The sequence below is a fragment of the Streptomyces anatolicus genome, from assembly GCF_019400875.1.
Taxonomy (GTDB): domain Bacteria; phylum Actinomycetota; class Actinomycetes; order Streptomycetales; family Streptomycetaceae; genus Streptomyces; species Streptomyces anatolicus.
In genome coordinates this window covers 1-5618 of the sequence record NZ_WMBF01000419.1, presented here as the reverse complement: position 1 = coordinate 5618, position 5618 = coordinate 1, and the positions used below count along the sequence as shown (strand labels likewise).

The 5618-nt window shown below is 75.4% G+C and carries 4 protein-coding genes; 3 read left to right on the top strand and 1 reads right to left on the bottom strand.

All coding sequences use genetic code 11. The features are described 5' to 3' along the window. Positions 1-13 precede the first annotated feature (13 nt). From GKQ77_RS26460 to GKQ77_RS26450, 3 genes are all read left to right on the top strand, one after another. Positions 14-997, top strand: coding sequence for a zinc-binding dehydrogenase (locus GKQ77_RS26460; protein WP_219691444.1), 984 nt, complete (start codon positions 14-16; stop codon positions 995-997). Between the two features lie 106 nt (positions 998-1103). Beyond that, positions 1104-2024, top strand: a complete 921-nt coding sequence (locus GKQ77_RS26455) for an NADP-dependent oxidoreductase (protein WP_258022003.1) — start codon at positions 1104-1106, stop codon at positions 2022-2024. Between the two features lie 33 nt (positions 2025-2057). After that, positions 2058-4844 carry a helix-turn-helix transcriptional regulator gene (locus GKQ77_RS26450; protein WP_219691441.1) on the top strand — a complete coding sequence of 929 codons (2787 nt, stop codon included), beginning with the start codon at positions 2058-2060 and terminating at the stop codon, positions 4842-4844. Between the two features lie 23 nt (positions 4845-4867). Here the strand turns inward: GKQ77_RS26450 and GKQ77_RS26445 are convergent, their stop codons facing one another. Continuing rightward, positions 4868-5608, bottom strand: a complete 741-nt coding sequence (locus tag GKQ77_RS26445) for a polysaccharide deacetylase family protein (RefSeq protein ID WP_219691442.1) — start codon at positions 5606-5608, stop codon at positions 4868-4870. Positions 5609-5618 lie beyond the last annotated feature (10 nt).

Below are 5618 nucleotides of genomic sequence, written 5' to 3'. Positions count from 1 at the left end.
GGAGTTGACCGCCATGCACGCCATACGTCTGCACACCTTCGGGCCCGCCGAGAACCTCACGTACGAGGAGGTCCCCGACCCGGTGCCGGGGCCCGGCCAGGTGCGGATCGCCGTCGGGGCCGCCGGGGTCCATCTGCTCGACACGGCGCTGCGCGAGGGCGCCGCCGACCAACTCCCCTTCGCGCTTCCCGAGTTGCCGCTGACCGTGGGCCGTGAGGTCGCGGGGGTGATCGACGCGGTCGGTGACGGTGTGGACGGCTCCTGGCTCGGGCGGCGGGTCGCCGCGCACCTGGGTCTGGTCAACGCGGGCTACGCCGAGTTCGCCGTACGCGAGGTCGAGGCGCTGCATCCGCTGCCGGACGAGGTCGCCTTCGACACCGCCGTCGCGATGGTCGGCACCGGGCGGACCGCCCTGGCGATCGAGCACCTGGCCGGGTTCACCGCGGACGACGTGGTCCTGGTGACGGCGGCCGCGGGCGGCGTCGGGACGCTTCTCGTGCAGGCCGCGAGGAACGCGGGCGCCACGGTGGTGGGAGCGGCCGGCGGCGCGGAGAAGGTGGAGCGGGTGCGGGCGCTCGGCGCCGACGTGGCCGTGGACTACGACGACCCGCGGTGGCCCGAGCGTGTCCGTGAGGCGCTGCGGGGCCGCGAGGTGACGGTGGCGCTCGACGGGGTGGGCGGCAGGCCGGGGCGTGACGCCCTCGAACTGATCGGTTTCGGCGGGCGGTTGCTGCTGTTCGGCTGGTCGGCCGGTACGGTCACCGAGCTGAGCGCGCGGGACCTCTTCGACCGTGTCCTCGAGGTCACGGTCGCGCTCGGGCCGCGCCTGCTGAAGGTGCCCGGCGGGCTGCGGGGCGCGCAGGACCGGGCCATCGCGGAGGCCGCGGCCGGACGTCTGGTGCCCGCGGTGACGCGTTTCCCGCTGCGGGAAGCGGCGGCGGCGCACCGGGCGCTGCAGAACCGCGAGACCGTCGGCAAGGTCGTCCTGGTCCCGTGAGGTGCGCGCCCTCACGGCGTGCCTCATCTCAACCCCGCCGCCCCACTGGGCGTCACCTGTCGCAACGTACGAAGGAATTGTCGTGAGCGCGAAGCAAGGAACTGCCATGAAGATGACCGCCGCCGCCCTGTCGGCCTACGGTCCGCCCGAAGTGCTGCGGCCCATGGAGCTGGCCGTGCCCGAGCCGGGCCCCGGTGAGGTGCGTGTACGGGTGAGGGCTGCCGGGGTGCAGCCGTTCGACCTGAGGGTGCGGGAAGGGTGGACGCCGCCGGGTGCCGAGCGGGGGTTTCCCCTCGTGCCGGGCAACGAGTTCGCCGGGGTGGTGGACCGGATCGGCGAGCGGGTCGCCGACTTCGCGGTCGGCGACGAGGTGCTGGGATACGGCCTGCTCGGCGGGTACGCGCAGTACGTCGCCGTCCCCGCCGAGCAGCTGGTGCACAAGCCCGGCGCGATGCCGTGGACGGTCGCGGGTGGCTTCTCGGGCAACGGTCAGGGCGCTCATCTCGCGCTCTCGCAACTGCGGGTGGGTCCCGGGGACACGGTGCTGATCGGCGCCGCGGCCGGCGCGCTCGGCACGTTCTCCGTGCAGTTGGCGCGGGCCTGGGGCGCCACGACCGTCATCGGCACGGCGAGCGAGCGCAACCATGACCACCTGCGGGCGCTGGGGGCGATCCCGGTGACGTACGGGGAAGGGCTCGTCGAGCGGATCCGTGCCGTCGCGCCCGACGGTGTGGACGCGGCGCTCGACGCGGCGGGCCCGGAGGGGCTGCGCGCCGCCGTGGCGGTGACCAAGGACCGGCGCCGGGTGGTGACCATGGTCGCCACGGAGGAGGCGGCACGGCTGGGACTGCCGGAGTGGGGCGGCACCCGGTCCGCCGCGCGTCTGGCCGAGCTGACCGCGCTGTACGAGAAGGGGGCGGTGGACGTGCTTCTGCGCGCGGAGTTCGCGCTGGAGCGGGCGGCGGACGCGCACCGCCTAGTGGCCACCGGGCACGGTCGTGGCAAGGTCGTCCTGACCGTCGACTGAACGAAGCCGCTGGTGGGACGTAAGGTCTGTCCCATGGGGTGGTACGGGAGGGAAGACGAACTCGGCGTCATCGACCGGGTTCTGCAGGGGGCACGGCAGGGCCGCAGCGCGGCGCTCGTCGTGCGCGGCGAAGCCGGGATAGGCAAGTCCGCGCTGCTGGCGCACGCGGTCGACGCGGCCCGCGCCGAGGGGCTGCGGGTGCTGCGGGCCACCGGCACCGACTCGGAGAGCGAACTGCCGTTCGCGGGGCTGCATCTGCTGCTCGGCCGGGCGGCGGACCGCGTCGGGGAGCTGCCCGAGCGGCAGGCGCGGGCGCTCGGGGGCGCGCTGGGGCTCTCCGACGTGGCGGCCGGCCCGGAGGGCATGGTGGCGGGTCTTGGCCCCGCGTCCGTGGAAGCGAGCGGCGGGGACCGGTTCCTGACCGGGCTCGCCGTGCTCACCCTGCTCGCCGATCTCGCCGAGGAGCAGCCGCTGTTGTGCGTCGTCGACGACGCGCACTGGCTCGACAAGGCGTCGGCCGAGGCGCTGCTCTTCGCCGCCCGGCGCCTGGACGCCGAGGGCGTCGTCATGCTGTTCGCGGCGCGGGACACCTACGCGCCGCCGTTCCCCGCGCAGGGCCTGGACGAGCTGCGGGTGGGCGCGCTCTCCGACGCCGCCGCCCGGGAGCTGCTCGCGGAGCACGCCGCCGATCTGCCGCACCACGCGCGCGTGCGTATTCTCGGCGAGGCGGCGGGCAACCCCTTGGCGCTGCGGGAACTGCCCGTGGCGCAGCGGGAGGGGCTGGCCCACGACACCACGCCGATCAGCGGTCACGCGCGCGTGCAGCGGACGTTCACCGACCGCATCTCCGGGCTGCCCCAGGGCACCCGCACGGTGCTGCTCGTCGCCGCCGCCGAGGCCACCGACGACCTGGCGGTCATCGCGTCGGCCGCCTCCGAACTGGGCGCCTCCGTCACCGACTTGGACCCGGCCGAACGCAAGGACCTGGTGCGGGTCGCCGAGGGGCGGCTGGTCTTCCGTCACCCGCTGATCCGCTCGGCCGCCTACCGCAGCGCGCCGCTCGGCGACCGGCTCGCCGCGCACCGGGCACTCGCCCACGCGCTGCCGTGCGTGGGCAACATCGACCGGCGCGCCTGGCATCTGGCGGCGGCCACCACCGAGCCCGACGAGTACGTCGCCGCCGTCCTGGAGGAGACATCGGAGCACGCACGCGCGCGTGGCGGCTACACGGCCGTGGCCGCCGCCTGTGAGCGTGCGGCGCGGCTGAGCCCCGACTCCCGCGACCGCGTCCGGCGTCTCGCGCTGGCCGCGCACGCGGCGGCCGCCGCCGGGGAGGGCCCGCGCGCCGCCGACCTCGCGACCCGGGCCGCCCCGCACCTCACCGATCCGCTGCGCCGCGCCGAACTGGTCAAGGTGCGGGCCGCCGTCGCCCGTGAGCAGGGGCGGCTCGAAACGTCGTACACCCTTCTCGGTGAGGGCGCGGCAGCGGTCGCGGCGGTGGCCCCAGGGACCGCGGCGTTCATGCTCTACGAGGCGGTGACGGCGGCCTGGCTGGGCGGTCCTCGGTCCGCGGTGTCCGAACTGACCGCCCGCCTCGCCTCGTTGGAGCTTACCCGGAGCGCGGACACCGCGCCCTTCGTCGACGCCGCGCTGGCCCTGGAGCAGCTTGCCGCGGACGACCCGAAGGCGGCACTGCCCGCGCTGCGCGACCTCGTCTCGGGCCTCGGCGGGCAACACGCGGGGCTCGGTCTGCGTGAGCGGCTTTCCATCGCCGCCTGGGCGTTCTCCACCGGCGATCTGGAGGCGGGGCACAAGCACTTCACCGCGCTGGAGCAGGAGTGCCGCTCGCAGGGGGCGATCGGCATGCTGCCGCTGGCCCTGATGCTCCTGGCCCGCTCGCACACGCTCCTGGGCCGCCACCGCGACGGCCATACCGCCGCGTCCGAGGGGCTGCGCGTGGCCGAGGACATCGGCCAACTGCCGTACGTCGACCAGATCCGCGGCGTCCTGGCGCACTTGGCGGCCGTCGAGGGCGACGAGGAGCGCTGCAGAGAACTCGCGATCCGCGACGACGTACGGGCCGACCCGCCCTGTCTCGCGTGGGGCGTGGGCGCGCTGGGCCTGCTCGACCTGGGGCTCGGCCGCCCCGAGGCCGCGCTGCGGCGCTACGAGGAACTGCTCGACGGCCCCGCGCGGCACGCGGTGCGGGTCCTCTACTCCCTGCCGGACCTCATCGAGGCCGCCGCCCGCGCCGGCGCCCCTGACCGCGCGTCTGCGGCCCTCGCCCGTTACGAGGCCTGGGCGGAGGCCACCGGTCAGGCGTGGGCCGAGGCGATCGCGCTGCGCTGCCGGGCGCTGCTCGCCCCGGAGGAGCGGGCCGGTGAGCTTTACGAACGGGCGGTGCGGCTGCACCAGGGCGGCGGCCTGCCCTTCGAGCGGGCCCGCACCGGACTGCTGTACGGCGAGTGGCTGCGCAGAGCGGGCCGCCGCACCGAGGCCCGCGTCCCGCTGCGCGGCGCGGCCGACGCCTTCGAGAGCGTGGGCGCCGGGCCGTGGGCGGAGCGGGCCCGCGCCGAACTGCGGGCCACCGGCGAGTCCCGCCCCGCGGCCACCCCGGGGGGCGACCGCTTCAGCACGCTCACCCCGCAGGAGCTGCAGGTGACACGGCTCGCGGCGGCGGGGCTGAGCAACCGCGACATCGGGGCGCAGCTGTTCCTGAGCCCGCGGACGGTGGGCTATCACCTGTACAACGCCTATCCGAAGCTGGGGGTGGCGTCGCGGGGCGAACTGGCGCGTCTGAGCGAGCGGTTGCCGGGCTAGGGGCGGTTCGGGCGGCGGCCCCCTCACGTCCCCTCGGGGACCAGGAATGCGCGGAGGTCCACGACGCCGTAGCCATTCGCGCGGACGGCGTCGAGGATGTGGGGCAGCGCCTCGGCGTCGAGCACGGTTCCGCCGGTCGCGCTGCCGACGTGCATCTGGATGAGGGCGCCCGGCGCGAGCGCGGCCACGGCCCGCCCGACGACGCGCTCCACGGTCATGCCGCCGCCCGGGCCGAGGTAGCCGTTGGTGTCGACGGTGAACTCGATCGCCGCGTACCCGAACCTGTTGACGTCGGCGACCGTCTCCGGCGTGGTGTGGCTGAAGGGGAAGCGGAAGAACGGCAGCGGTTCGGTCCGCGCCGCTTCCCGGATCGCGGCGTCCGCGCGACGCACTTCTTGTTCCCGCTGCCCGCTGGTGAGTCGGTCGAAGTAGGGGTGGGTGTCGGAGTGGTTGCCGAGTCCGTGCTCGGCGCCCATGGCGCGCACGGCCCGGGGGTGGGCCCTGGCGAAGCGGCCGGTCGGGAAGAAGGTCGCCGGGAGCCGTCGGCGCCGCAGCTCGGTCAGGACGGTGTCGAGTCCGCTCTCGTCCCAGGCGGCGTTGAAGGTGAGGGCGACCTCGTGGCGCGAGGTGGGCAGCCGCCGGATCTCCTTCCCCAGCAGCGAGGCAGCGGGCCGGGGCCGCGCCGCCACGGCGGACCCTGCCGTGCAGGGCGCAATTCCCGTGGCCAACAGCCCCGCGAGGACGGCGCGTCGTGTCGAGTTCATCCCCCGAGTC

Excerpts from the sequence above, each read along its gene's own strand:
- GKQ77_RS26460 (WP_219691444.1), top strand. The coding sequence starts at position 14 with ATGCACGCCATACGTCTGCACACCTTCGGGCCCGCCGAGAACCTCACG.
- GKQ77_RS26455 (WP_258022003.1), top strand. The coding sequence starts at position 1,104 with ATGAAGATGACCGCCGCCGCCCTGTCGGCCTACGGTCCGCCCGAAGTG.
- GKQ77_RS26450 (WP_219691441.1), top strand. The coding sequence starts at position 2,058 with ATGGGGTGGTACGGGAGGGAAGACGAACTCGGCGTCATCGACCGGGTT.
- GKQ77_RS26445 (WP_219691442.1), bottom strand. The coding sequence starts at position 5,608 with ATGAACTCGACACGACGCGCCGTCCTCGCGGGGCTGTTGGCCACGGGA.